The organism is Zhengella mangrovi (assembly GCF_002727065.1).
Lineage (GTDB): Bacteria > Pseudomonadota > Alphaproteobacteria > Rhizobiales > Rhizobiaceae > Zhengella > Zhengella mangrovi.
Window position 1 is genome coordinate 554,614 of sequence record NZ_PDVP01000002.1, and the last position, 22,276, is coordinate 576,889.

General features: G+C 66.5%; 17 protein-coding genes and 1 tRNA gene. 9 read left to right on the forward strand and 9 right to left on the reverse strand.

The window, feature by feature from the left end; all coding sequences use genetic code 11:
• The first annotated feature begins 114 nt into the window (after window positions 1–114).
• Both CSC94_RS06555 and CSC94_RS06560 read left to right on the forward strand, forming a co-directional pair.
• Complete coding sequence (locus CSC94_RS06555) at window positions 115–2,118, forward strand: lytic transglycosylase domain-containing protein (protein WP_099305034.1); 2,004 nt, start codon at window positions 115–117, stop codon at window positions 2,116–2,118.
• Between the two features lie 122 nt (window positions 2,119–2,240).
• On the forward strand, window positions 2,241–3,161 hold the full coding sequence (locus CSC94_RS06560; protein ID WP_099305290.1) for an alpha/beta fold hydrolase: 921 nt from the start codon (window positions 2,241–2,243) through the stop codon (window positions 3,159–3,161).
• A gap of 9 nt (window positions 3,162–3,170) precedes the next feature.
• Here CSC94_RS06560 and CSC94_RS06565 read toward each other — a convergent pair whose 3' ends face one another.
• The 6 genes from CSC94_RS06565 to CSC94_RS06590 form a co-directional block, all read right to left on the reverse strand.
• Window positions 3,171–4,127, reverse strand: a complete 957-nt coding sequence (locus tag CSC94_RS06565) for a helix-hairpin-helix domain-containing protein (protein WP_099305036.1) — start codon at window positions 4,125–4,127, stop codon at window positions 3,171–3,173.
• A 128-nt stretch (window positions 4,128–4,255) separates the two neighbouring features.
• Complete coding sequence (locus tag CSC94_RS06570) at window positions 4,256–6,022, reverse strand: OmpA family protein (RefSeq protein ID WP_133122836.1); 1,767 nt, start codon at window positions 6,020–6,022, stop codon at window positions 4,256–4,258.
• A 162-nt stretch (window positions 6,023–6,184) separates the two neighbouring features.
• Complete coding sequence (locus tag CSC94_RS06575; RefSeq protein WP_099305040.1) at window positions 6,185–7,267, reverse strand: porin; 1,083 nt, start codon at window positions 7,265–7,267, stop codon at window positions 6,185–6,187.
• Window positions 7,268–7,707: 440 nt separating this feature from the next.
• Entirely contained in the window at window positions 7,708–8,766 is a 1,059-nt protein-coding gene (locus CSC94_RS06580; RefSeq protein ID WP_099305042.1) for a tyrosine-type recombinase/integrase, read from the reverse strand.
• A 249-nt stretch (window positions 8,767–9,015) separates the two neighbouring features.
• Window positions 9,016–10,119 carry a porin gene (locus CSC94_RS06585; RefSeq protein WP_099305044.1) on the reverse strand — a complete coding sequence of 368 codons (1,104 nt, stop codon included), beginning with the start codon at window positions 10,117–10,119 and terminating at the stop codon, window positions 9,016–9,018.
• A gap of 461 nt (window positions 10,120–10,580) precedes the next feature.
• Window positions 10,581–10,670: transfer RNA gene (locus CSC94_RS06590), tRNA-Ser, on the reverse strand.
• A gap of 554 nt (window positions 10,671–11,224) precedes the next feature.
• On the opposite strand from CSC94_RS06590, the gene CSC94_RS06595 reads away from it, so the two are divergent.
• Both CSC94_RS06595 and CSC94_RS06600 read left to right on the forward strand, forming a co-directional pair.
• Complete coding sequence (locus CSC94_RS06595) at window positions 11,225–12,364, forward strand: porin (RefSeq protein ID WP_099305048.1); 1,140 nt, start codon at window positions 11,225–11,227, stop codon at window positions 12,362–12,364.
• A 226-nt stretch (window positions 12,365–12,590) separates the two neighbouring features.
• Window positions 12,591–13,700 carry a pyridoxal phosphate-dependent aminotransferase gene (locus CSC94_RS06600; RefSeq protein ID WP_099305051.1) on the forward strand — a complete coding sequence of 370 codons (1,110 nt, stop codon included), beginning with the start codon at window positions 12,591–12,593 and terminating at the stop codon, window positions 13,698–13,700.
• 5 nt (window positions 13,701–13,705) lie between these two features.
• Here the strand turns inward: CSC94_RS06600 and CSC94_RS06605 are convergent, their stop codons facing one another.
• Window positions 13,706–14,578: a phytanoyl-CoA dioxygenase family protein gene (locus CSC94_RS06605; protein WP_099305054.1), complete on the reverse strand. Its 873-nt coding sequence runs from the start codon at window positions 14,576–14,578 to the stop codon at window positions 13,706–13,708.
• A gap of 172 nt (window positions 14,579–14,750) precedes the next feature.
• Here CSC94_RS06605 and CSC94_RS06610 point away from each other — a divergent pair, with 172 nt between their 5' ends.
• The gene (locus CSC94_RS06610) at window positions 14,751–15,251 is read left to right on the forward strand and encodes a DUF4405 domain-containing protein (protein ID WP_099305057.1); all 501 of its coding nucleotides are present in this window, start codon (window positions 14,751–14,753) and stop codon (window positions 15,249–15,251) included.
• A 143-nt stretch (window positions 15,252–15,394) separates the two neighbouring features.
• On the opposite strand, the gene CSC94_RS06615 is transcribed toward CSC94_RS06610, so the two are convergent.
• Window positions 15,395–16,324 (reverse strand): 1-phosphofructokinase family hexose kinase, encoded by a 930-nt coding sequence (locus CSC94_RS06615; RefSeq protein WP_099305060.1) that lies wholly within the window; start codon window positions 16,322–16,324, stop codon window positions 15,395–15,397.
• A gap of 163 nt (window positions 16,325–16,487) precedes the next feature.
• Here CSC94_RS06615 and CSC94_RS06620 point away from each other — a divergent pair, with 163 nt between their 5' ends.
• Together CSC94_RS06620 and CSC94_RS06625 are read left to right on the forward strand one after the other, a co-directional pair.
• On the forward strand, window positions 16,488–17,132 hold the full coding sequence (locus CSC94_RS06620) for a TetR/AcrR family transcriptional regulator (protein ID WP_099305064.1): 645 nt from the start codon (window positions 16,488–16,490) through the stop codon (window positions 17,130–17,132).
• A complete protein-coding gene (locus tag CSC94_RS06625; RefSeq protein ID WP_099305068.1) occupies window positions 17,098–18,261 on the forward strand; it encodes an isovaleryl-CoA dehydrogenase in 1,164 nt (387 codons plus the stop codon). The genes CSC94_RS06620 and CSC94_RS06625 overlap by 35 nt, the downstream gene beginning before the upstream one ends.
• A 56-nt stretch (window positions 18,262–18,317) precedes the next feature.
• Here CSC94_RS06625 and CSC94_RS06630 read toward each other — a convergent pair whose 3' ends face one another.
• Window positions 18,318–19,481, reverse strand: a complete 1,164-nt coding sequence (locus tag CSC94_RS06630; protein WP_099305070.1) for a PcfJ domain-containing protein — start codon at window positions 19,479–19,481, stop codon at window positions 18,318–18,320.
• A 433-nt stretch (window positions 19,482–19,914) separates the two neighbouring features.
• Here CSC94_RS06630 and CSC94_RS06635 point away from each other — a divergent pair, with 433 nt between their 5' ends.
• Both CSC94_RS06635 and CSC94_RS06640 read left to right on the forward strand, forming a co-directional pair.
• Window positions 19,915–21,522, forward strand: a complete 1,608-nt coding sequence (locus CSC94_RS06635; protein ID WP_099305072.1) for a carboxyl transferase domain-containing protein — start codon at window positions 19,915–19,917, stop codon at window positions 21,520–21,522.
• Window positions 21,523–21,529: 7 nt separating this feature from the next.
• Window positions 21,530–22,141, forward strand: coding sequence for a LysE family translocator (locus CSC94_RS06640; protein WP_099305074.1), 612 nt, complete (start codon window positions 21,530–21,532; stop codon window positions 22,139–22,141).
• Window positions 22,142–22,276 lie beyond the last annotated feature (135 nt).

Here is a 22,276-nt window from a genome sequence, read left to right on the forward strand (position 1 = left end):
TGGTTAACCATGTTTTCACACGCCGCAGGCAAACTGGCGTTTTCCTCGTCGGCAGCCGGTCCGGACCGGTGAGCGGCGATGGTGTCCCGACTGACGCGAAGGAGCGGACCCGAGATGATCAGCACCCGCGTGCTCCTGCCGGCCCTGGCCGGCATGCTGGCGCTGTCGGCGGCGGTCACGACGGCGATGCAGGTGCGCGACAAGGCCACGCCCGAGACGCCTCCGGCCACCCTGGCGCAGCCGGAAGAGGTCTCGCCGCTGCGTGCCGGCCTCGATGCCCTGTCATCGAGCGATGTCGATGCCGCGCTCGCGGCCCGTGACAGCCTGCCGGCGGATACGCTGGACCGCCGCATTCTCACCTGGGCGACGGCCCTTTACGGCGGCGCGACCCTGTCAAGCATCCAACTGAAGACCGCCATGCAGGACCTGCAGGGATGGCCGGGCCTTGGTGCCGTTCGCCGTCATTACGAGCGGGCACTGGCACGCGAAGCGCCGGCTCCGGCAACCGTCCTTGCCGCGTTTTCCGCCCAAGCTCCCGAGACGACAGACGGCGTGACACTGCTTGTGCGCGCACTGCTGGCCAGCGGTGAAACCGCGAAGGCGACCGCCCTGCTGGGAGATTTCTGGCGCGACACGAAGCTCGACGCGACCGATGAACTGGCGATCCTCAACGAGTTCGGAGCGCTGATCGACAAGGCCGACGACTGCTACCGCCAGGAATTCATGCTCTACGAGGACCGGGTTCGCTCGGCCGGACGCGTGGCCGAGCGATGCGGGCGCCCTGCCCTTCAGGAGGCCTGGGCAGCGGTCATCCGCGGCCAGCGGGACGCTGCACGGCTGCTGGCCGCCGTGCCGGAGGCGGAACGCAGCGCGGGCTACAGCTATGCACTGGCACGTTTCCTGCGCAAATCCGGCCAGTTTGCGCAAGCGGCCGAGGTGATGGCCAAGGCACCGGCCGATGCCGCCAAACTGATCGATCTCGACCAGTGGTGGGTCGAGCGGCGCGCGCTGGCGCGTGAACTCATCGACCTGAAGAAATATCGCGCGGCCTACCGGATCGCTGCCGGACAACGCGGCGGCAAGCCGGGCACGGTGGCCGACGCGGAATTCCATGCCGGCTGGATCGCGCTCACCTTCCTCAAGGATGCCAAGGCGGCGGCCGTTCACTTCGCGACCATAGCAGAGATTGCCGACGGGCCGATCTCGAATGCACGGGCGCAATACTGGCTTGGCCGAGCGATCGAAGCCGGCGCGTCCGGCGAAGCGGAACCGCACTATCGGCTGGCCGCGCATTTCGGCACCACTTTCTATGGGCAGCTCGCTGCGGCGCGCCTGGGGATGGACCAGTTGCCCATCGAACCGCCGACCGCCAGCGACGAAGACCGGGCCCGGTTCGACGCCCGGCCTGCCGTGCAGGCCATCGGGCGGCTTGAACAGGTCGGCCACGGCTGGCGCGCCGGCCTGCTCTACCGGGACCTGGCCGGCGACCTGACCAGCCCCGGGGAAATCGCGCTCCTTGCTGGCATGGCCGAGGCGCGCAGCGATCATTACACCGCCCTGCGCGTCGGCAAGATCGCGGCGAACCGGGGCATCGACGTCGGCGGTCTCGCGCATCCCACCGGGGCCATTCCCGCCGACGCAGCCATTGCGGCGCCCGACAAGGCGCTCGCCTACGCCATCGCTCGCCAGGAAAGCGAATTCAACACCGGTGCCGTGTCCCATGCGGGTGCACGCGGACTTCTGCAACTGATGCCCGGCACGGCACGCGAAATGGCAAGCGAGGTCGGCCTTGCCTATTCCGGCGACCGGCTGACCAGCGATCCGGCCTACAACGCGACGCTGGGTTCGGCCTATCTCGCCCGCCAGATGGACCGGTTTTCCGGCTCCTACGTCCTGACCTTCATCGGTTACAACGCCGGACCACGCCGCGCGCAGGAGTGGATCGGACGTTACGGCGACCCGCGCGGTCAGCCGATCGACGCCGTGGTCGACTGGATCGAGCGCATTCCCTACGGCGAGACACGCAATTACGTGCAGCGCGTGATGGAGAACCTGCAGGTCTACAAGCAGCGCCTGACCGGCCATGCCGACGTTGTGAAGGACCTGACGGCCGGATGATACCCGGCCATCGCCAGCAAAGCCGGGTCGACCTTGCCAGCCTGTTGCGCTAAGCAAAAGCGCGACCCGCCCGGCCGGTTTCATGGCCTCACCATTCGAACCTTTTGTCCAAGTTTGCCCGCATGACTGACACAGACGGCTTTTCCGACTTCTCCTACAGCGCGAAAGACGGGTTGCGCCTGCATGCCCGCATCTATGGCGAGGCGATGCCCGGCGCTCTTCCCGCCATCTGCCTGCCGGGACTGACGCGCAATGCGCGCGACTTCCATGCACTGGCATTGCTGCTTTCGCGCGATCCCAAGACCCCGCGCCAGGTCGTCGCGTTCGATTTCCGCGGCCGCGGCGAGTCGGCCTACGATCCGGACTGGACGCATTATGACGCCCTGGTCGAGGCCGATGACGTGCTCGCCGGCCTGGCCGCCATGGGGGTGGAGCATGGCGCCTTCATCGGCACGTCGCGTGGCGGACTGGTGATGCATGTGCTGGCCGGGATGCGGCCGGGCGTCATGAAGGCCGGGATCCTCAACGATGTCGGGCCGGTGATCGAGGGCGAAGGCCTGACGCAGATCCGAACCTATCTCGAGCGCGCGCCCAAGCCCTCGAGCTGGGACGAGGCGAAGGCGATCGTCGCGCAGACGATGGAGATCGGCTTTCCCGCGCTCGGACCCGACGACCACGAACGCGCCACGCGGGCCATCTACCGCGACGACAACGGGCGCCCGGTGCCGGACTACGACCCCAACCTGCTCAAGACCCTGACCGGGCTGGATCTCTCCAAGCCGCTGCCCGTGCTCTGGCCGCAGTTCATCGGGCTGACGGCAATGCCGCTGATGGTGATCCGCGGTGAGCTGTCACGGCTGCTTTCGGAGCGCACGATCGACGAGATGGCGGGCTATGCGCCCTCCCTGGAACGGGTGACCGTGGCCGGCCAGGGGCATGCGCCATTCCTGGAAACGGGCGACCTCCCCGCCATTATCGGCACGTTCCTGGCGCAGGTGGACCGCGGCAAGGCGCGGGCGGCCAGAGACAGGCCGCCTCGCTGACCGGTTGCCTCACGCGCCCTTCTTCCGTGCCCTCGCCTTCCCGGTGACGGCCGGGCGCTTGCGCGGCTTCCGTGCGGACGCGGCCGCCGCGAGGGTGCCGGCCTTCCCGACCCAGTCCTCGCGGGCGGCACGGCCCGGAAAGCCCAAGGCCTGCGACACCCAGGCCGCTTCATCCGCGCTCCACGCGGCGATCTGGTCAACATGGAAGATGCCGAGATCGAACAGTTTCGTCTCGATGGCCTTGCCAATGCCGGAGATGGCCGTCAGATCGTCGGCCTTGCCGCGGCGCGGGCGCTTGAGGACCGGCGGCTTCTTTCCTACTTCCGGGATGGCCGACGGCTGGCCGCCACCCGATGTTTCCACCTCGCCCCTGTCGACCCGGCGGGAAAAGCCGGTTTCCCCGCCCTTTGCCAGGATGGCGGCCTGGCTGACCCAGTCCTCGCGCTCGATGCGGCCCGGAAAGGCCAGCCGCTCGCCCCAGGCCTGCTGGTCTGCAGCAGACCAGGCGGCGACCTGGGAGAAGGACGTGATGCCCTCGGCGTTCAGCCGCGCCTCGTTCTGGCGTCCGATGCCGCGGATCCGCTTCAGGTCATCCCGGGTTCCGGCGGAAGCCGCGGCCGGCGCCGATGCCGTTGTCCGCTTGCGGTCCGGTTTCGGCTCAGGCGCTTCCGGCGCGACAGGAGCGATGGCCGCAGCCGGCGCCATGACCGGCTCTGCGGCTGTCTTTTCAGGCGGCACTGCTTCAGCCGTGGCGAGCGTGTTAACAGGTGCCGGCGGCGCAGAAACGGGTTCGGCTGGCGCGGTGCGGACCGGCTGGCGGGATGCCGTGGCCATGGCGAGGGGCTCCGACGGCCGCACCTCTTCGTTGGCCGTGCCGAAGGCACGCTTGAGCAGGCTGCCAAGAATGCAGCCGACGATGAAGGCGATCAGCAGCAGGAGCCCGGTCTGGATGATGAATGCCGTCATGGCCGTCAGTTTCTCCCCTTCTTCGCCTTCACACGCGTTTTCGGCAGGTCATCCATCCGGTAATCACGCCTGCAAACAAGGCGATGAACAGGAAAAACCAGAGGTCGGACACAAGGTACCACATCGGTTCATTCCTCCTGCTGCCCGGTGACCCGGAACTCGATCCGGCGGTTGCGCGCCTTGTTTTCCGGCGTGTCGTCGGGCGCGACGGGCGCCGTTTCGCCGTATCCGACCGCCGTCATCCGGGAGGCCGGAACACCGGCGCGCACCAGGGCCTCGACCACGGCGCCGGCACGCGCCTCCGACAAGGCCATGTTCTGCTGGTCGTCCCCGTCGGAATCGGTATGGCCGGCCACCTCGATCGCCGACGTGGTACAGCGGATGGCGACGCCGGCCAGCCGGTCGATCATGCCCAGCGAATCGGCGTCAAGCGACGCGCTGCCGGTATCGAAATAGATGCGGTTGCCGCCGAGGATGGCGTCGAAGCCCTGCTGGCAGGCTTCGGCCTGCAGCGGTCCGGCCGCCGCCGCGGGAGCCGGCTCGACGGACGATGCCAGGGACAGCCCTTCCGGCAGGGCAGCGCGCAGGCTGGCGGCGAGTGCATCCGGTTCCGTCATGGACCGGGCTTCCCCTTTCAGCGTGACGGCGCCGCTGGAAAAGGCAACCTCGCCCGCAGCCATGCGGACCAGCGCCTGCATGGCCGCGACGGCCGCAGCTTCGAAGCCGTCCGGCGCGCCCTTGCCCGGCTTCTGGGCGTCGCGGACATTGCCCGGCCCGACCATGCGCGCCGCGCGCGCCGCAAGCCGCTGTCCGGCTGCCTCGTCCGGCACGGCGCCGGAGAGCGCGAGACCGTTTCCGTCCGTCGTTGCCTGCCAGGACCAGGGCGGCTCCGGCAAGACGATCTCCGACGAGGCGATCTCGAGGCCGTCGGGCGCGGCCTTCAGCGCCGCCTCGGCGCGGGCTTTCGTCGCTTCATCGGCTGCGAGGCCGCTGAACTGCAGGCTTGAGCCGGTAAGCACCATCCGCCCGCGGCGAAGCTGGGCCAGCGCCTGAAGCGCCTGTCCGGCAAAGGCCGGAAAGGCCTGCGGCGCCCCGGCGCCAATCCGCAGGCGGTTGTCGACCTGCGCGCCCGGCGCCTGCCCGGACATCGTCGCGACCATGGCATCGCGCGCCGCTGGCGTCGGGGCGAAGCCTTCCAGCAAGACGGCATCGCCATCCTTCATGGCGGACAGCACGTAATCGCCCTCGACCGGCGCCGGCTCGACGGCGATCACGCCCGCGGTCAGGCCGGCGGGCAGCACCGTCGCGCCAAGGCCGACGAGCGCCTCGTAGGCGTCGATGTCGGCCGCAGTCCCCTTCAGCGAAAAGCTGCCGGCTTGCGCCACGGCCTCGCCGTGGGCCAGTTCTGCCAGTTTCTCCATGGCGAATTCGGCCTGCGCGGTGTAGCTCTCCGGCGCGCCGCGCGCGAGGGTCATCGCATCGGTGATCTTCAGGCCGGGAAACTGCGCCGCCGCGGCATCCACGACAGCCAGGTGGGCCGCGCGCTGCGGGAAATGCCCGGACAAGGTGATGCCATCGGCGTTCTTGGTGGCGGAAAACCGGTACGGATCGGCCAGGTCTGCCAGGGTGGTCTCATCGACGACGGTTCGCACGCCATAGGCGGAGGCGACCTGGCGCAGCGTTTCGGCACGAGCCTCTTCGTCCGGCGCGACGCCGGAAAGAACGACATCGCGGGCGTTGTAGCGGACCGTGGCCCAATGGTCCTTGCCGAGTGCGTGGGCGACCTTGGCCGCGAGGTCGCTTTCGACCGGGGAAACCCGGACCCAAACCGCCAAGACGGTCAAAAGAACCGTGGAGAGGATCGCCGGCCAAACCCATCGTTTCCAGTCAAACATCGTCACCCCCGATGACGGAACCCGCCGCAAGCCAGCGTTTCACCCATGGCGCAACTTTAAGACAGGCGGCGGTGAGCGCAAGTACCAGGGGGAGAACCGGCGTGCAAAACGAAAAGGGCCCGGCATCGCTGCCGGGCCCGGATCGTGCTGAACCGTCGAGGATCAGAAGTAGCGGGTGAAGCGCACGAAGCTCGACAGCGAGCCGGAAAGGCCGTCCGCCTTGGTGTAGACCGACTCGGTGCGGACCTCGAAGTTCTGGACCGGGGTCCAGACCGTCGACAGTTCGGCTGCCCAGGCATCCGGCGAGCCGGCCAGGGCATAGTTGGTGTCGTTGAAGTACTGGAAGCCGACGGAGGCCGAGAACGTGTCGGTGAAGACGTGGTTGTAGGAGGCCAGGACCGACCACTCGGACCCCACGGCATAGGCGTTCGGCGTGTCGGCGTAGAAGCCGAGCAGGCGCAGCGACGAGCCGTTCATGTTGGGGATGTTGTACTGCATGCCGAGTTGCGCGGACCAGCCGCCCTGGCGGCCGGGCAGGATGAGGTAGTCGTTGTCGTAGGCGACCTTGGCCCAGGCACCGCCCCAGCCGGCGTTGTAGGACAGGACGCCGACAACATCGGGAACCCAGTCCGTCGCGGCCGGGCCTTCGTCATGCTCGAGCGAGAGCGTGGCGGCAAAACCGTTGGCCGAAAAGGTGTAGTTGACCTGGTGGCGAAGCTGGTAGGCGTAGTAGAGGCCGCCATCGGAATGGGAGCCATAGACCGCCACGCCGGCGTTCATCGAATCGACCCAGGCCGACTCGGTGTAGCCCATGCGCAGGCCGCCGAGTTCGAGGTAGGCCTGGTTGAAGGCGACGTTGCCGTCGATGTTGGTGCCCCAGGTGCCCTGGAGGCGGATGTAGGAGCGCAGCGTGCCCCACTCAGTGTCCGAGCGGGCGTCGATGTTGAGGCGGCCGCGGGTCGCCACGTTGTACCCGCCGTAGCCGAAGCCGTGGTAGCCGGGCGTGTCGGTGATGGCGAGGCCACCGTCGCGGTCGCTGGTGCCACCGACCTGGAAGTAGACATAGCCGTTGATCGACAGGCAGGTCTCCGTCCCGGGGATGTAGAAGAAGCCCGCGCCGTAGGCATCGCAGACCTTCACATATTCGACCGGTTCGGGTTCGTAGACAACCGCGTCGGCAGCACGGGCGCCGGAAACGGCAGCCAGCGCCGCCGCGGAGCCAAGAAGAAGGCCCTTGAATGTCATCGTCAGTCTCTCCGTTCAAGATGCCCCGCCATGCCGGCCGGGGTCGATTGTTTGTTGCCTGTGGCGCCGCCGCCTTCTGGAGCCGGGAGGCGCTGACCAGCACCTCACTGGCCGCCAAGCGTTGCTGCGGGATTTGAATTTCGGCAATCGCTTTTTTAGCCGGAGAATCACAAGGATCAGCCACTGTTGCTGCGACGCAACATAGCCGGCAAAAAACCAAGCCAAGTCATTGGCAATTGCCTTTTTTCTAGGCTGAGCCCGGTAGCCTCGCCTTCCCCAGAGGAAGATCGCGGCCACGGCTCACGACCCGCCAGGCAAGGGGCGTTCGAAAGGGTTCGCCGCGGCTCCGGCTTCATCCCTGGCCGGGATTGCGCGCAGGTTGCGCCAGGGTGGCGCGCAGCGGCAAAGCCCCGGCGATTGGCAGCGGGGTGCTTGCGGTGTCAGCCGGCCTGGCCAGCCAACGTGTTTCCCCGGTTCTGTTCCAGGGGCGGCACGGGAACGGACGGCCGGCGTCTCTCGACGACCCGGAATGCCTCCAGCACGTTGACGCAGGCGTCGAGGTCGTTGGCGGCCAGGTGGGCGTAGCGCATGGTCACGTGGAGGGTCTGGTGGCCGAGCCACATCTGCACGCGCCGGATATCGACCCCGCCCTTGACGAGACGCGATGCGCAGGTGTGGCGCAGGACGTGCGGAACGACGTCGGCGTCGGCGCCGAGGCCGCATTCCTTCTTGGCCTTGTTCCAGACGAACCGGAACCCCTGCTGGTTGAGCATCACGAAGGGGCCGCGCAGTCCCCTGCCCCGGCGCTCGTCGAGCACATCGAGCGCCCGTCGCGTCAGGGGCACGGTGCGGCTGCGATTCGACTTGGTGACCCAGAACGTGGCGCGGCCATCGTGGATGTCGTTCCAGGTGAGCGCAAGCGCCTCGCCGAGGCGTGCGCCGGTATCGACCAGGAACACGGCCAGCCGCCAGGCATCGCGGCTATGGGCGCATAGGGATGAAAAGAGACGCTCCTCCTCCTCGGTTTCGAGGAAGCGGATCCGACCCTGCCGTTCCTTTTGCCGCCGGAACTCCGGCAGGCCGACAATATCGCCCATCTTGCGCGCCTTGCGGAGCAGCTTGCCGAGCGCCGCCATCTTGCGGTTGATGGTGGCGTTGGAATTGCCCTTCGCACGAAGGCTACCGGTGACGTCATCAAGCATGTCCTCGGAAAAGATACTGAAGGCCTGCCGCCTGAGCAGCAAGTCGATCTCATCGAGGAAAGCGGCCACGTGGCGCTTGTGCTGACCCTCTTCCCAGAGAACATCCAGGTAGAGGCCGGCCAGGTCGCCAACGGTCACGCTCTGCACAACCTTGATTCGCGGGCCCGGGCCCGATGCCCGGTGTCCGGCCGGTGCAAGCACCCGCCGCCGCAATCCGATTCGTCTTTCACTCACGGCGTTCCACCCCAACGCTGAGATATCCGCCCTTTCCGAACGCCGGGATGGCCGCACAACCATGCCCGAGACATCATTCTTCCAGGACCGCACACAGCCTCCCGTAATCGAAGGAATGCCCCGCGTCGAGACGGGATTTCGGCTCCCAGCCGCCCCCGGTTCAACAGGCATTGCTTCAAGAACTTGGATTGCCACGTGCTTTTCGCCGAAAGCCCCCGGTCTCCTTTCGCATGATTTTATCTGGATAAGGCAGAAGGGCGCCGGCCTTGGCCGGCCGGCGCCCCTCCAGGATCACATCAACCGATCTTCCGATCAGAAGTAGCGGGTGAAGCGCACGTAGCCGGACACGGTGCCCTTCGAGTTGAGCGCGTTGTCGTCCTGGTAGGCGATTTCCGAGCGCACTTCGAAGTTCTGAACCGGGGTCCAGATCATGGAGAGCTCGCCGACGTAGGAGTCGACGCCCGACTTGGTTTTCGTGCCGGCCATGTAGTGGTCCATGTTGTACTGGAAGCCTACCGACGCCGAGAAGGTATTCGAGAACACATGGCTATAGGATGCCAGGATCGAGTACTTGGCAGCGCCATAGGCCGCATTGGTCGCACCGCTCGCCACGCCATAGGCGTTGTCACGATCGGCGTAGTAGCCGATCAGGCGGAGGTTATCGCCACCCATGTTCGGCACGTTGAACTGCGTGCCAACCGAAGCGGCGACACCGCTCATCGACTCATCGTAGGCCACCTTGGCCCAAACGGCACCCCATCCGGCATTGTAAGCCAGCTTGCCGACCACATCCGGCGTCCAGTTGGAGGCATTGGCGCTGGCATCGTCATGCTCCAGCGAGATCGTGCCGGTCATGCCGTTGAGGCCAAAGGTGTAGGCGATCAGGTGACGCTGCTGGTAGCCGTAGTAAAGACCGGTGTCGGAATGCGAACCCCAGTTGGACGCGCCGCCGTTCTGCGTCTGGCTCCAGGCCGATTCCGTGTAGCCCATGCGCAGGCCGCCGAGCTCGATGAGAGCCTGGTCAAGCTTGGCCGCACCGTCACCATTGGTGCCCCACTGACCCTGGACACGAATGAGGGAGCGCAGCGTGCCCCACTCGGTATCCGAACGCGCATCGACGTTCAGGCGGGCGCGGGTGTGGAGAACGTAGCCGTCATTCATCGCGTCGCCGTAAATGGACGAGTTGACGTCATTGGTGTTGTTGCGGGTGTGACCACCGACCTGCATGCGGACATAGCCGTTGATCGACAGGCAGGTCTCGGTGCCCGGGATGTAGAAGAAGCCAGCGCCGTAAGCATCGCAGACGCGGACATACTCAACCGGCTCCGGCTCGTAAACGATCGCGTCGGCGGCCTGGGCGGCGGAAGCGGCGACCATGGCAGCCGCGGAGCCGAGAAGAAGGCTCTTGATGTTCATTGTTGACCTCCAGTCAACGATGAACCGGAATGAGGCCGAATCCGGCCGGCGAAAGGCCCTATCCTTTTGATCTGTTTTTTCTTTTTATCGTTCGAGCTCCCCCTTGCCAGGCGATCGCGGCAGCAAGTGGCGCGATGGAGGGGTCATGGAGGCCTGTCTACCGGGCCATGACAGCGCGCCCGCGCCGTCGGAGCGGTGAGCGAAGCGTACCGGCGTGAGACAAGGGAAATGGCGGCGCGTTCAGGATCCGTTCGAACTCGAAGGCGCAGGCCGCGACGGCGGCCCGGGCTTCCGCCCGCCCCGTCGGAGCCGTGAGCGAAGCGTACCGGCGTGAGACAAGACAAATGGCGGCGCGTTCAGGATCCGTTCGAACCCGAAGCCGGAGGCCGCGACGGCGGCCCGGGCTTTCGCCCGCCCCGTCGGAGCCGTGAGCGAAGCGAACTCGCGTGAGACAAGGGAAATGGCGGAGAGGAAGGGATTCGAACCCTCGAGACGGTTTCCCGTCTACTCCCTTAGCAGGGGAGCGCCTTCGACCACTCGGCCACCTCTCCGTTGCGCGGTGGATAAAGAAAAGCCCCCGCGGAATCAACAAGGCAATCGAGCCGGACTGCATTTTCTTCTGTCGCTCGCGCGCGAGGCCTGGCACGCCAGCGCACTGTGGCGCTTCCGCAACGCCGGCCCGGCCGGGGACGGCGAATCCCGCCCTGCCGCGCACCGGCTCACGCGCCCGTGTGGTATGGCAACGGAAGGCGCGCCCGCGGGACACCAGGGCCGATTCCCGCGATTCTCCCGTGATTCCGCGCTTTTTCGCTTGAACCGGCCCGGCATGGCATCACGAAAAGCGGGAAAATGGCCGAGTTCGTTAACAGGACGTTACCGACCCCACCGAAATCGTGTCATTTGTGCAACAAGCCCCATGCATCGGCACCGGGGGGAGGTTTTCGGGTGACGATCTTTGTTGAACGCCGCAACCGCATGCGTATTGTCAGCCTCGAAGAAGGGGCGCGGACAGCGCGTCTTTTTCGGAATTGGGGATGGGGCAGGGAAACGCTGTCCTTCAGCTAAAGTACCCAGACCCGTTATTAACTTTGACTGGAGGTCAACAATGAACATCAAGAGCCTTCTTCTCGGCTCCGCGGCTGCCATGGTCGCCGCTTCCGCCGCTCAGGCTGCCGACGCTGTCGTGTACGAGCCCGAGCCGGTTGAATATGTCCGCGTCTGCGATGCTTACGGCGCTGGCTTCTTCTACATCCCGGGCACCGAGACCTGCCTCTCCATCTCCGGCTACGTCTGGCTGCAGGTTGGTGGCGACTCCTACCGCAACGCTCTCGACACGACCCCGTACTACGGTGGCCAGGTCGGCAACGCCGGTTACGATCTCAACACCCGCGCCCGCCTGAACATCGATGCCCGTTCGGACACCGAGTGGGGCACGCTGCGTTCGTACATCCGTCTGCAGGGCACCTGGGGCTCCAACGCCGACGGCAACACCACCTTCGACCAGGCCTTCCTCGAGCTCGGCGGCCTGCGCATGGGTTACACCGAGTCCGCTTGGGCCCAGACGCAGAACGGCGGCGCTTCCAACTGGGGTTCGCACTCCTGGGGTGGCATGTACTACGGCTACCAGCAGCGTCACCTGATCGCCTACACGTTCTCCGGCAACGGCTTCGCCGCCACCCTCTCGCTCGAGCATGACGAAGGTCCGGCTGCTACCGACTGGACCCCGGACGTGGTCGGCAAGGTTGCCTACAACGCCGGTTGGGGCGCTGTGTGGGCCAAGATCGGCTGGGACAACGCCGGTGCTGTGACCGCTTCCGGTCGTGGCTGGGGCGCTTCGGTCGGCATGCAGTACAACATCCCGAACATGGCTGGCGACAGCCTGCGCCTGATCTACTACTATGCTGACAGCCCGAACGCCTACGCTGTTGGCGGTCCGGTCGGCGGTCTGGCCGTCCCGGGTGTTGCTTACGAGCACTCCATCCTGGCTTCGTACAACCACGTGTTCTCGCCGACCTTGAGCGCTTCGGTTGCCGTCCAGTACTTCGCCAACGTCTACGGCGCCGTCACCGGCACCAAGTACACGAACGACGCCTGGGCTGGTGAGCTGTCGATCGTCTGGACCCCGGTCCAGAACTTCGAAGTTCGCACCGAGCTGAACTACACCGACGCCACTGCCGGTTCGCTCGCCACGGGCGATGCCGACGGCACGATGTCGGGCTTCATCCGCTTCACCCGTTACTTCTAATAGAAGTACGGTTGGACGAGTTGAGCGGGGCGCTTCGGTGCCCCGCTTTTCTTTTGTGCATCTGAACTCCCGTTTGCTTCCGCACGGTTGCGCCATGCAGCCCTGTCATCGCCCTCCCCCCTTTCCCGCCGGAGCCTTCCGGCCATGACCGGCACGGCAAACCGCATTCCTGCTTCCAGCGGGGCGGCGGTCTTGGTAAACCGTCCTGAACCGGAGGAGGATCGCCATGCCGCTTCGCCCGCAGACAACGCCGCTGGTCGGCTCACTGCCCGCCACCGTGCCCTTCGTCGGGCCGGAAACGCAGGAGCGCGCGCGCGGAAAGCCCTTCGCCGCGCGACTCGGCGCCAACGAGAACGGATTCGGCCCGTCGCCGAAGGCCGTGGCCGCGATGGCGGCTGCGGCGCCGGAGATGTGGAAATACTGCGACCCGGAGAATCACGACCTTCGCCACGCGCTGGCGGCCCACGCGGGCGTGGCCCCGGCCAACATCATGGTCGGAGAAGGTATCGACGGCCTGCTGGGCCTGGTGGTCCGCCAGTACGTGGAGGCGGGACAGCCGGTCGTCACATCCCTTGGCGCCTATCCGACCTTCAACTACCACGTGGCCGGGTTCGGCGGCCGGCTCGTCACCGTTCCTTACGCGGAGGACCGGGAAGACCCCCAGGCGCTGCTCGACGCGGTGGCGCGCGAGGGTGCTGGCCTGGTCTATTTCGCCAACCCGGACAATCCCATGGCGAGCTGGCACGACGCCGGCGCCGTGCAGGGCTTCATCGAGGCGCTGCCGGCGACGACCATGCTGGTCCTCGACGAGGCCTATGGCGAGTTCGCGCCTGACGGCACGCTGCCGGCGATCGACACGTCGCGCCCGAACGTGCTGCGCATGCGTACGTTTTCAAAAGCTTACGGCCTTGCTGGCCTGCGCTGCGGCTATTGCATAGGCGAGGCCGAGGCGATCACGTCGTTCGACAAGGTGCGCAACCATTTCGGCGTCACGCGCATGGCGCAGGCCGCCTGCCTGGCCGCGCTGCAGGATGGCGACCACCTGGCGAAGACCATCACCAACGTGGACGCCGCGCGCCACCGCATCGGCGCCATCGCGGCGGACAGCGGGTTGACCGCCCTGCCCTCGGCCACGAATTTCGTGACCATCGATTGCGGCCGCGACGGCGCCTTCGCCCTCTCGGTCATGAACGGGCTCGTCGAACGCGGCGTGTTCGCACGCAAGCCGATGGCGCCCGGCCTCGACCGTTGTATCCGGATCTCCTGCGGTCCCGAAAAGGAGCTGTCGCTCTTTGCCGAGGCCCTGGCCGAGACGCTCGCAACGGTCCCCGCCTGACGGTATCAGCCGGCGGGCGGTGGCGCGGCGCGGAAACTCGCCACCCGGTCTTCCGCGCCCTTGGCCATGGTTGCGGCCTGATCCGTCAGGATCCGGTCGTAGAGGGCAATGTCAACCGGGTGCAGCAGTGACCGGGCACCGGCGATGTTGGTCCAGCCGCCGCAATCATCGACGCCTCGCACCAGCATGGCGTAGTCGCGCCCGCCCGCCTGTTCACGCACGCCCGGCGTGACGTAGCGGATCACGAGGCCGATGCGCCGGTCATCGGAGAGGTTCGGCCCGGAGGCATGGAAGCAGCGGCCGTGATGCAGCGACATCTCGCCGGGCCGGAGCGGGCCGAAAACCGCCTTCGTCTCGTCCACGCCGGCGATTTCCTGGCCGCGCGACAGCAGGTTGTCCTCCGAGAAGGTGTCATTGTGGGCGACGATGCCGCCCTGGTGGCTGCCCGGCAGGAAACGCATGCACCCGGCCTCCACCGTGACGTCGGTCAGCGCCAGCCAGGCCGTCACCTCGTCATCGGTCTCGCCCATTCCCCAATAGGTCAGGTCCTGGTGCCAGGTGACGATCTTGCGGGTACCGGGCTCCTTGATGAACAGTTCGACCGACCAGGCCAGCAGGTTCGGGCCGAGGATCGTCTCCACCGCGTCCAGGATGGCCGGCGTGCGGGCCATGCGGGCCAGCAAGGGAATGACCACGTGCCCATTGGTCCGCATGAACCGGCCCACGGGGCGTCCGGCGACCCCGTCAGGGTGGTCGCGCTCGATGGTTTCGATCTCGTCGCGAATCGCACGCGCCTCTGCAGCCGTGAAGACCGGCACACCGGCCAGAAAGCCGTCACGCGCATATGCCGCGCGCTGATCCTCGTTGAGTTCGGGCATGTATCTCTCCTCCGCTTCCTCGATGCGACGATACTGCGGCGCGGGGCAGCGGGATAGGGGCCACCGGCGCAAAGCCTTGCGATTTCGTCGCAACTGCCTTGCAACGAAAGCGGGTATTTTCACGCGAAAATTGCGCTAACCTGCCTCCGGAATCAACTCTGCGAGGACCAACATGCAAGCCTTCCTGAACCGCTACGCAACACCGCTGACAACCGGCCTGTTCCTCGTTTCCCTGGTCTCGGGCATTGCCTTGTTCTTCCACTGGGGCGGAGCCACTTTTCACGGCATGCACGAATGGCTGTCGATGGTGCTGATCGCGCCGTTCCTGCTGCACATCTGGCGCAACTGGCGCGCGTTCCTGACCTATTTCAAGCGTCCGCCCATGGGACTGGCGCTGGGCGCATCGCTGGCCGCGGCCGTGGCCTTCGCCGTTCCGACCCTGACAGGCGGCGATCGCGGCGGGGTCAATCCGCGGGCGGTCATCGGCCTGATCGGCAACGGCACGGTGGCCCAGGTGGCGCCGCTGGTGGGCCATACACCGGATACGCTGGTTTCGGCACTGAAGGAAAAGGGAATTGTCGCCACGGCGGACCAGACACTGGCCACGGCAGCCGAAGCGGCCGGCAAGTCCTCCATCGACGCGGTTGCGGCCGTCATGGCCGCAAAGCGGTAGCTGCCGACGACGACGCCGGCCACTTGAACGGGCTTCGCGAGGAAGCGGAGCGCGACCTGTTCGCGCCGGAAAAGGATGTCGGGCACTGGCTGGGCTATATCGACCAGCATTTCGCCGACCAGCAGAAACCCCGCTGAACGGCCTCAGCGCTGCTCCTTGAGCGTCGCATAGAGCTGTTCGACGTCCCTGCGCAGGCACAGCACCGTGCCCGATGTCATGGCTGCGGCCGCCCCGGCGGCAAGGCCGTATTCGAACGCGTCGCGCACGGTCCAGCCATCTGCCAGCTTGAGCACCATGGCGGCAACGAAACTGTCTCCGGCGCCGACGGCCGAGCGGGTCCGGACATAGATCGGCGGCAGGCGGGAAATGCCGTCCCTGTTGGCAAGAAACGCACCGTCGCGGCCCATGGTGACGGCGATGTTCTCGGCGGCACCCGACTGCACGATTTCCAGCGCAACCTCGGCGGCGCTGTCATCGTCGAGCTTGCGCCCGGCATGGGCCGACAGTTCTCCAATGCTCGGCTTGAGCAGGAATACGCTCGATTTTTCAAGAGCTTCGGTAAGTGCCGGGCCGGACGTGTCGAGCACGAAACGGGCGCCGTTGGCCCGCGCGATGTCGGCCATGCGGGCGTAGACATCCGCCCCGCATCCCCGCGGCAGGCTGCCCGACGCCACCACATAGCCTTCGCGGAAATCCCGCAGCAGGTCGAAGACCGGCGCCAGTTCGTCCTCCGTCACCTCCGGACCTTCCGGCACCGCGCGATATTCGAACCCGGTCTCTTCCTCGAAGATGGTCACGGAAATGCGGACGGACCCCCGCATGGGAAACCCGTGCAGCGTGATGCCGGTGCCGGCCAGCAGGCTTTCGAACACCGGCCCGGTCGCGCCACCGGCCAGATAGGCCAGGTCCACCTTGCCGCCCAGTTCCGCGATGACGCGGGCAACGTTGGTTCCGCCGCCGCCGGGGAAAACCTGCTGGTTGCGGGTGCGTATCTTCAATGTCGGCTGAACGCGCGCGGCGTCCGACGACATGTCGAGGGTGGGATTGAGGGCGATGGCGAGGATCGGGGTCATGGCTGCTATACTGGCTGGAATCTCAAATAGTATCTTGAACCCTGCCGGCATGACGGCGCAATGACCAAGCGCAAACCGGGATGCGAAATCGGCAGGCATCCCGTTTTCTGACCCTTGAATGAATTGAACGTTTGTTTTAATAATTGCCTCGAAAGGGAACGCAATGGCCAGAACCGCAGGATCAGACGGCGAGAAGACGGAAGCGGCGATCCGCGAGGCGGCCGCGCAGCTGATCGCGCGGCACGGCTTCGACGCGGTCACCATGCGCCAGCTCGCGGCGGAAGTGGGCGTGCAGGCCGCCGCGCTCTACCGCTACTTCCCGGCCAAGGAAGACCTGCTGTTCATACTGATGCACGGACACATGACAGGTCTTGCGGCGGCCCTGCAGGAGGCCCTGCCTGCCGGCCGGGACCCGCGCGCCCGGCTGATGGCCTTCATCGCCAACCACGTTCGCTTCCACGTGGAGCGGCGGCACGAGACCCACGTCTCCAACATGGAACTGAGAAGCCTTTCGCGGGAGCACCTGAGCGAGATCCTGAAGCTGCGCTCGGCCTACGAGAAGGAATTGCGCGCCATCCTGCGGGATGGCCATGAGACCGGCGCGTTCACGGTCGAAGACGTGGCGCTGACATCCATGGCGATCATCCAGATGATCACCGGTGTCATCGTCTGGTTCCGGCCCGACGACCGGCTTTCCATCGACGACGTGACCACCACCTACCAGACAATGACCCTGCGCCTGCTCGGCGCATGGCCCGCGGAGGACAACACGCATGTACCACCACAGCATGAAATTCGGCCTTGGTGAAGAAATCGACGCCCTGCGCGAGATGGTGCACCGTTTCGCCCAGGAGAAAATCGCCCCGCTCGCGGCGCAGATCGACCGCGAGGACAATTTCCCGGCCCACCTGTGGAAGGAATTCGGGGACCTGGGCCTGCTCGGCGTGACCGCGGACCCGGAATTCGGCGGGTCGGGCATGACCTACCTGGCGCATACGATCGCCGTCGAGGAGATCAGCCGGGCCTCGGCCTCCGTGGGCCTGTCCTACGGCGCCCATTCCAACCTGTGCGTCAACCAGATCAACCGGTGGGGCACGCCCGAGCAGAAGGAAAGATACCTGCCGAAACTGTGCTCGGGCGAGCATGTCGGCGCCCTGGCGATGAGTGAGCCGGGCGCTGGCTCCGATGTCGTCGGCATGAAGCTCAGGGCCGACAAGAAGAACGACCGCTACGTGCTGAACGGCTCGAAGATGTGGATCACCAACGGCCCGGATGCCGACACGCTGGTGGTCTACGCCAAGACCGACATGGCCGCCCATTCGCGCGGCATCACGGCCTTCGTCGTCGAGAAGGACATGAAGGGCTTCAAGGTGGCACAGAAGCTCGACAAGCTGGGCATGCGCGGCTCCAACACCGGCGAACTGGTGTTCGAGGACGTCGAAGTGCCGTTCGAGAACGTGCTCGGCGAGGAAGGCAAGGGCGTGGCCGTGCTGATGAGCGGACTGGACTACGAGCGGGTGGTGCTTTCCGGCGGGCCGGTCGGCCTGATGGCAGCCTGCCTCGACGTGGTGGTTCCCTACGTGCACGAGCGCAAGCAGTTCGGCGAGCCGATCGGCAATTTCCAGCTTGTCCAGGGCAAGCTGGCCGACATGTATTCGACGATGAATGCATCGCGCGCCTATGTCTACGCCGTCGCCTCGGCCTGTGACCGCGGCGAAACGAGCCGCAAGGACGCGGCCGGTTGCGTGCTCTACTCGGCCGAGCGGGCGACCCAGTGCGCGCTGGATGCGATCCAGCTTCTGGGCGGCAACGGCTATACCAACGAATACCCGACGGGCCGGCTGCTGCGCGATGCCAAGCTTTACGAGATCGGCGCGGGAACGTCCGAGATCCGCCGGATGCTGATCGGCCGGGAAATGATGGCGGAGGACGTGTGACGCCCGCCTTCCATGACATGATCCCCGTGCGCCGCCCGATGGCGACGCACGGGGTCTCATGCCGGCAGGTGAATGCCGCGCGCCCTGGCCCAGCGCTCGAGCACCTTGCGCTCGTCCGGCTTGGCCGTGCGGTTGGCAAAGCCGCGCACCTGCACCGCGCGGTTGCCGCGATCGAGCTCGATCGTCAGCAGGCGGGTGGACTGTCCCGCCGCCACGTGGCGCATCGACCAGATCGAGGCCTGGCCGGAGATGCACTTCGCCGCGTAGGTCCAGACGCAATGGTGCATGATCCGGCTTTCGTGCACGAGATCCTCGGCACTGCGCAGTTGAACGAATGCGTAGGCTTCCTTGCGGTAGCGCGCATCCTTTCCGGACGGCTGCCAGGACCAGTCGGCAATGGCAGCCCCTTTCCAGCGACCGCCCTCGCCCCGGTCCGCACCGCCACGGTGGCGTTCGGCCTCGACGAAGCGGCGCCGCGCGGCCTCGATGCGGGCGACGGCCGCCACGTCGCGGTGCCATTCGGCCGCCAGGCGGCGGACCGAAGCCAGCGTGCGTCCGTCCAGGCTCCAGCCCCGGTCGCGACGGTGCCTTGCGGCCAGGAAATCGCACAGGTCGTCGATTTCCTCGAGCGACACGGGGTTGACCGCGAAGAAGCGGGCGACATCGCGCCAGAACGCCAGCTCCGCGCGCGGCGTACGCCCGATCTTCGAACGGGCGATGCGCAGGGCAATGCCGCCGTCCCCGGTGAAGGACCCGGCAATCGCGTGCCAGAACGCCTCCGTGAAGGACAGCCTGCCGGGCGGATTGAGGAAGCGATGAACCTGCTTCTTCGTCAGCAGGCTTCGCGCCGCTTCCTTGTAAAGCGAGCCGCCGCGGGCGACGATGACATACCAGCGCTTGCGCAGCCTGACTTCGGCCTCCTCCAGCCCCGCATCGTCCAGCCAGATCCGCTCCAGCGGCTCGGGCACGGGATACACGGCAAAAAGGTGACGGGCCGCCGCGAGCCGCAGACGCGCGGGATTGCGGGTCTTCAGCCGGGGCGACCAGCCATCGCCGGCACGCACGGTCTCGTTGATGAAACCGCGACGGGCCTCGGTGATGGCCTTTTCGAAATCGGGGGCCGGCCGTGCCTTCGGCGATACGCGCCGAAGCGTGGCTTCATAGGCCTCGATACGCTCGCGCGCGGCCTCCTGCCGGCGCTTGATCATGGAACGTGCCATGGTTTTCCAACCTCGTTGGAGTACAGAACGCCGGACGCACTGCGGGCGCCGGCACGGATCGTGTCGTTCCCGATTGCGTTTTCATGGCCCTGTCTCCTCTTGGTCAGAAGGGCGCGGGACATACGCTTCCGTTACGGAAACTTCAAGGACCATCGGAGCGCTCAGGGCACTTGCGCTCCCGGGTGTTGCGCCAGGGCAACGGCGCGCCATGCCGGCGAATCCGCCGCAGCGCGGCCTGTCCGCGGGGTCTCAACCGCGCAGGATCTCCGGCACGGTCCGGCCACGGTAGGCAGCGCGGCCTGCTTTGCCTATCATTGCGGACGCCCCTTGCGCGAACCGCCGAAACGACAAATCTTCAGCCGGAGACGCCCGTCGCCGGCCACCGCCCGGACGATCCGGATGCACCGCAGGACTCATTGACAGGGAACAATCCATGCCCGCCCTTACCTCCTCCGTTTCGACGTCCACGGACGATTTCCACGCCAACACGAAAGCCATGCGCGCGCTGGTGGACGAGCTGGCCGCCAAGGCCGCGACCATCGAGCTTGGCGGGCCGGAACACGCCCGCGAACGCCACGTGGAGCGCGGCAAGCTGCTGCCTCGCGAGCGCCTGGCCCACCTGATCGACCCCGGCTCGCCCTTCCTGGAAGTGGGCCAGTTCGCCGCCTACGACATGTATGGCGGAGACATCGCGTCGGCCGGACTGATCTGCGGCGTCGGCCGGGTGGAAGGCACCGAGTGCATGATCGTGGTCAACGACGCCACGGTAAAGGGCGGCACCTATTACCCGCTGACGGTGAAGAAGCACCTGCGCGCCCAGGAGATCGCCGAGCAGAACAACCTGCCCTGCATCTACCTGGTGGATTCGGGCGGCGCCAACCTGCCCAACCAGGACGAGGTTTTTCCCGACCGCGAGCATTTCGGCCGCATCTTCTTCAACCAGGCCAACATGAGCTCCAGGGGCATTCCGCAGATCGCCTGCGTGATGGGAAGCTGCACGGCCGGCGGCGCCTATGTGCCGGCCATGAGCGACGAGACGATCATGGTGCGCAAGCAGGCCACCATCTTTCTCGGCGGCCCGCCGCTGGTGAAGGCGGCGACCGGCGAGGAAGTGTCGGCGGAGGATCTCGGCGGCGCTGACCTGCACACCCGCGAGTCCGGCGTGGCCGACCATTATGCGCAGGACGATCACCACGCGCTGGCGATGGTCCGGCGGATCGTGAAGAACCTCAACCGGCGCAAGCAGCCGAACCTGGTGCTGCGCGACCCGCGCCCGCCGCAGTACGCGCCGGAGGAGCTTTACGGCATCGTGCCGCAAAGCCTGTCCAAGCCTTTCGACGTCCGGGAACTGATCGCGCGCACCGTCGACGGATCGGAGTTCGACGAGTTCAAGGCGAATTACGGCACCACGCTGGTGACCGGGTTTGCCCATGTCCACGGCATACCGGTCGGCATCATCGCCAACAACGGCGTTCTGTTTTCCGAGAGCGCGCAGAAAGGCGCGCATTTCATCGAGCTGTGCTGCCAGCGCAGGATCCCGCTGGTCTTCCTGCAGAACATCACCGGCTTCATGGTCGGCCGCAAGTACGAGGCCGGCGGCATCGCAAAGGATGGCGCGAAGCTGGTGACCGCCGTCGCCACGGCGAAAGTGCCGAAGGTGACGGTGATCTTCGGCGGGTCGTTCGGTGCCGGCAACTACGGCATGTGCGGGCGGGCCTACTCGCCCCGCTTCCTTTGGATGTGGCCCAACGCCCGGATCTCGGTGATGGGCGGCGAACAGGCGGCGACCGTCCTGGCGCTGGTCAAGCGCGAGGGCATCGAGCGCAAGGGCGGCACGTGGGCGGCCGAGGAAGAGGCCGACTTCCGCAAGCCGATCCTGGAGAAGTACGAACGCGAGGGCCATCCGCTGTATTCCTCCGCCCGGCTGTGGGACGACGGCATCATCGACCCGGCCAAGACGCGCGACGTGATCGGCCTTTCGCTTTCCGCCGCGCTCAACGCGCCGGTGGAGGAAACCAAATTCGGCGTGTTCCGGATGTGAGGGCGGCATGACCCACGGTCTCCTGATCCTGCTGGCCTGGATGGTCGCCGCCGGTTCTCCGGGGCCGGCGACCCTGGCGATCTCCTCGACGGCGATGGCGCACGGGCGCCGGGCCGGGCTGCTCATCGCCGCGGGCATCGCGGCCGGATCGGCGACCTGGGGCCTTGCCTCGGCACTTGGCGTCGGGGCGGTGCTCATGACCAAGCCGTGGCTATTCGAGGTCGTGCGCTATCTTGGCGCCGGTTACCTGCTGTTCCTTGCAGCGAAGTCGCTGCGCAACGCCTTGCGGCCTTCTTCGATGGCAGCGGTCCCGGTTCGCCGGACCAAGCTGTTCGCCAAGGGCTACCTGCTGCACCTGACCAACCCGAAGGCAGTGATCGCCTGGGGCTCGATCTATGCCATCGCCCTGCCGGCGGATGCCGGGCCGACCGCCCTGCTGCAGCAGTTCGCCGTCCTGTTCGGCGGCACGCTGCTGGTTTTCTTCGGCTATGCGATGCTGTTTGCAACGCCCGCCATCGCCACGGGTTACCGGCGGCTGCGGCGCTGGTTCGATGCCGCCTTCGGCCTGCTGTTCGGCGCCGCGAGCCTCAAGATCCTCACGGCGCGGCTGGGAGCCTGATCCATGCCGATGCGCGCCCGACCAGGAACAAGGCTGCGTTCTGCCCCGAACGGACGGGCCGCTCCGGCGTTCGCGCATTCCTTGTCTCAACTCTGCCTCATTCCCGTTTCAGGAGAATCCACGATCGTCCGGACG

Bases quoted from the DNA above. Each gene is read 5' to 3' on its own strand.
- CSC94_RS06555 (WP_099305034.1), top strand. From the start codon at position 115: ATGATCAGCACCCGCGTGCTCCTGCCGGCCCTGGCCGGCATGCTGGCG.
- CSC94_RS06560 (WP_099305290.1), top strand. From the start codon at position 2,241: ATGACTGACACAGACGGCTTTTCCGACTTCTCCTACAGCGCGAAAGAC.
- CSC94_RS06565 (WP_099305036.1), bottom strand. From the start codon at position 4,127: ATGACGGCATTCATCATCCAGACCGGGCTCCTGCTGCTGATCGCCTTC.
- CSC94_RS06570 (WP_133122836.1), bottom strand. From the start codon at position 6,022: ATGTTTGACTGGAAACGATGGGTTTGGCCGGCGATCCTCTCCACGGTT.
- CSC94_RS06575 (WP_099305040.1), bottom strand. From the start codon at position 7,267: ATGACATTCAAGGGCCTTCTTCTTGGCTCCGCGGCGGCGCTGGCTGCC.
- CSC94_RS06580 (WP_099305042.1), bottom strand. From the start codon at position 8,766: ATGGTTGTGCGGCCATCCCGGCGTTCGGAAAGGGCGGATATCTCAGCG.
- CSC94_RS06585 (WP_099305044.1), bottom strand. From the start codon at position 10,119: ATGAACATCAAGAGCCTTCTTCTCGGCTCCGCGGCTGCCATGGTCGCC.
- CSC94_RS06595 (WP_099305048.1), top strand. From the start codon at position 11,225: ATGAACATCAAGAGCCTTCTTCTCGGCTCCGCGGCTGCCATGGTCGCC.
- CSC94_RS06600 (WP_099305051.1), top strand. From the start codon at position 12,591: ATGCCGCTTCGCCCGCAGACAACGCCGCTGGTCGGCTCACTGCCCGCC.
- CSC94_RS06605 (WP_099305054.1), bottom strand. From the start codon at position 14,578: ATGCCCGAACTCAACGAGGATCAGCGCGCGGCATATGCGCGTGACGGC.
- CSC94_RS06610 (WP_099305057.1), top strand. From the start codon at position 14,751: ATGCAAGCCTTCCTGAACCGCTACGCAACACCGCTGACAACCGGCCTG.
- CSC94_RS06615 (WP_099305060.1), bottom strand. From the start codon at position 16,324: ATGACCCCGATCCTCGCCATCGCCCTCAATCCCACCCTCGACATGTCG.
- CSC94_RS06620 (WP_099305064.1), top strand. From the start codon at position 16,488: ATGGCCAGAACCGCAGGATCAGACGGCGAGAAGACGGAAGCGGCGATC.
- CSC94_RS06625 (WP_099305068.1), top strand. From the start codon at position 17,098: ATGTACCACCACAGCATGAAATTCGGCCTTGGTGAAGAAATCGACGCC.
- CSC94_RS06630 (WP_099305070.1), bottom strand. From the start codon at position 19,481: ATGGCACGTTCCATGATCAAGCGCCGGCAGGAGGCCGCGCGCGAGCGT.
- CSC94_RS06635 (WP_099305072.1), top strand. From the start codon at position 19,915: ATGCCCGCCCTTACCTCCTCCGTTTCGACGTCCACGGACGATTTCCAC.
- CSC94_RS06640 (WP_099305074.1), top strand. From the start codon at position 21,530: ATGACCCACGGTCTCCTGATCCTGCTGGCCTGGATGGTCGCCGCCGGT.